Below are 3060 nucleotides of genomic sequence, written 5' to 3'. Positions count from 1 at the left end.
CCCAAGGCACATTGCGTCTCATGCCATAGCCCTCTCAGTTCATATACCCAAGGAACGTCGTAAGCCTTGGAAAGAGCTGCTGCTACCAGGCCATTTTTAAAATTTGAGGCTGCATGAAAGAGCCGTGGTTTCTTACCGCCCAAGGCGCCCATTGCTAGATCAGCAGAGTATTGAAGGAACTCGTTTAATGGATAATGCCGATAATTTGGGCTTTGGGGCAGAAATCCTCGGTGATATCGAACTCCTTCGTATATATCAGATGTTATGAGTTCGTTCCCAGGAGGAAGAGGGCCACTACTGCCTGGCGCTGAAAAAGCTTCGCATTGGAGTTCAAGCTTAGCCATTCCTTTTAGCAGAGCGTGACTTCTGTACGTATAGCCACTTTTTCTAAAAGGAAGCGCAGCTTCCAGTAGCATAAATATGGTGTCACTACCCTCGCCATTGGCCGTCAGGGTTGAATCAAGAGTTGGCCGTGCTTTTTCCTGGTATACCGCGAGTTCTCCATCGACGATATCCCTAAGGGCTGTAATCTGCTGACAATTGACCACTTTCGACGCTGATGAGCTCAAAATGACTTGGGCTTCACTATAGTTACCCGTATTTCTTAAAAGGGCTCCTAGTTCTTTAACTAGAGCCACGTCAGTAGGATGTTTCTCAAGTTCGCTCGTTAATAAATCCTTTGCCGCACTATACTTTTTGAGCAGTGTGCTTGTCCTCGCTAACCATAACGCCTCGTACGAAGTGATATCAGGTGGCATGCTTTTTAATAGCGTGTCCAGCAGTTCCTGCGCTTTGTTCATCTGCCCAGTTGCATGAAGAAGCCGTATGCAGGTCGCAGACGCTAGTAGCGAGTCTGGGTGTTTTTGTCGCCATGTCTCGATAATTCTGTCAGCGGAAATGAAGGCCTTCCATTCGATCTCCGTTTGAGCATATTCACAGACCAGCTCCTCGCTTTGAGGAAACAAGCGGACAGCAATTACGTATAGCGCAGTCGCAGCTCGCTGCTCTCCCCTCTCTTTGAGTCGCTGAGCAGCCTTTCTAAGAGCTTGAACAATATTCGTCTGTTCCTTTATGTAGCCCCGAATCGAATAGGCAGTACCGAATAGGAGTGCTCTTATCGCAGGATATAACATTCGTGTCTTCCCTTTGTTCGCCTGGATAAAGGTTATATCGATGAGCATTCGCCAGTTTCTATCCGTGTGAATAAGCACCCCTGGTGCTGGTACAGTGAATCCCACTTGAAGCTCGCTGATTGTTATTTAGCAAGTTCAACCAATCATCCGTAGCACGACTTTCAGTAAGTTTTTCAGCCGTAGAAATTCCCATCTCACGAAGTCTGAGACGGTATTCTCTATCGAGAGCTAGGTTACATATCGCCTCTGCAGCTTTATATGGATTCGATGGGTCGCATATAATCGAATTCTCGCCATTGATAGCATACTCGTGTATACCCCCTGAGTCTGAAAGAACAGGGACTGCCCCTGCGGCCATTGCCTCAATTCCCATACGTCCAAAGCCATGCCAGTGTGATAGATCAACCACAATATCAGTCGTTCGATAGAGCTCAGCAACATCCCTCTGAGAGATCTTTCCAGCTAGACGAACACTCCCTACTAGCTTTTGAGGCAACCCACCTGTGGACCCGAAAAGTGTAAACTCTAATTCCGGCATCATCTTATGAGCGACTTCGATGACCTCCAATAGCTCGCGAGAACCCCGTCTAGGGGTTTCCGGCCGATAGAGCGCTGCTACTTTTGGACGTCCAGCATTCTTTTCCTGCTGACCAGGATAAAAAACATCAGTAGCAATTCCTGGTGAGATCTTATGAACACGAACGTTATGCCGCTCTTCGATTAAGGTCTTCAAAAAGCCCGTTTTTGCCACCATCTGTAATCCGAGCTCATAGCTTTTCTCTGCCGCTTGTACGACATCCGAATGGCCGTGGTGGAACCAGGGCTCATAGTCTTGAATATAATACCACCCCTGCACTCGCGGGTTACGCCTGCAAACCTCAGCTACCGGGTAGGAGGTAGACCAAAAAGTAGCGATAAGGCGCTGTTCGCTCCATGGCAATTCAAGCAATCCTTCCGGGGTAATATCGAGGACTTCGACTAGTGATGGATATATTCCGCCTCCGACTGGCGAGAGACTAATGACTTTAACTCTTTCTCCACGAAGAGCCATTTCATTCGCGTGTTGGAGTACCGATAAGCTGCCACCACCTCTTACTACCGAGGGAAGCACAAAAACAATATCTGAGTCTTCCGGTAAGCTCATCGCCCTTTCGGCACCACGCTTTACGACAGACTTTTGTAATGTGCCTCCCAGAACATCCTCAATTTTATGCCCTTCAGAGGGCCTCGGATAATCGCCTTGAAATGCAGAGTCATAAGCGTTTCGCAGCTCGTCTAATTTAGGAGTTATTTGATGGAATTTTGCGAGATAAGAAAAATAATCGCCCCAGCGAGCCTCAAAAAGAGAGCGATTCTTCTCGTACAAGACATCTCTTACCTTGTGATGAAAGGAGGCCGACTGCTCATGGAACACGACAAAGCTATCAAAACATGCAAGCCGCCCACCATGAAGAGCAACCCTCATCCCAAAGTCGGACTCTTCGCAAAATCCTCTCTCATAGACCCGGTCAAAAAATCCAAAGCGATTAATGGCGTCTCGCGAGATGAATAAGCATTGTCCCTCAGGAGTAATCACCGTCGGAAACCGTGGGGTCACTTCCTTTGTCATCCACTGATTAAGCTCTTCCAAAGAGTGTCCAGGAACAAGCTGAAGTGCTAGAGTGTACGAGCCAGTAGATAGCGGCGAGGCCAAGGCGATATCCGGGTTATCTTTGACTGCAGCCTTCATTTTTTTGACTGCATCAACGGGAAGAACAACATCAGAGTTCAAAAGAAGAAGATTACTTTCTGGAGCCGCTTCTTCCAGTCCTGTATAACAGGCTTCTATGAATCCGCCATTTTCAGTTCTTCTAACGTAAGTGACCTGCTCGTACCGAGCACAAAAATCTGCTAAACGAACTCCCACATGGGTATCAGAGCAGTCATC

Annotated in this window: 2 protein-coding genes; both read right to left on the bottom strand. The window is 47.6% G+C overall.

What is annotated here, in order from left to right:
• A partial coding sequence (locus EBR25_12940) for a hypothetical protein (protein NBW41887.1) occupies positions 1-1181 on the bottom strand: 1181 nt, incomplete at its 3' end.
• Between the two features lie 10 nt (positions 1182-1191).
• The coding region (locus tag EBR25_12935) for a glycosyltransferase (GenBank protein ID NBW41886.1) at positions 1192-3060 on the bottom strand (1869 nt) is incomplete at its 5' end.

The sequence above is a fragment of the bacterium genome, from assembly GCA_009926305.1.
Classification (GTDB): domain Bacteria; phylum Bdellovibrionota_C; class UBA2361; order UBA2361; family RFPC01; genus RFPC01.
This window is presented reverse-complemented; position numbering and strand designations above follow the sequence as displayed.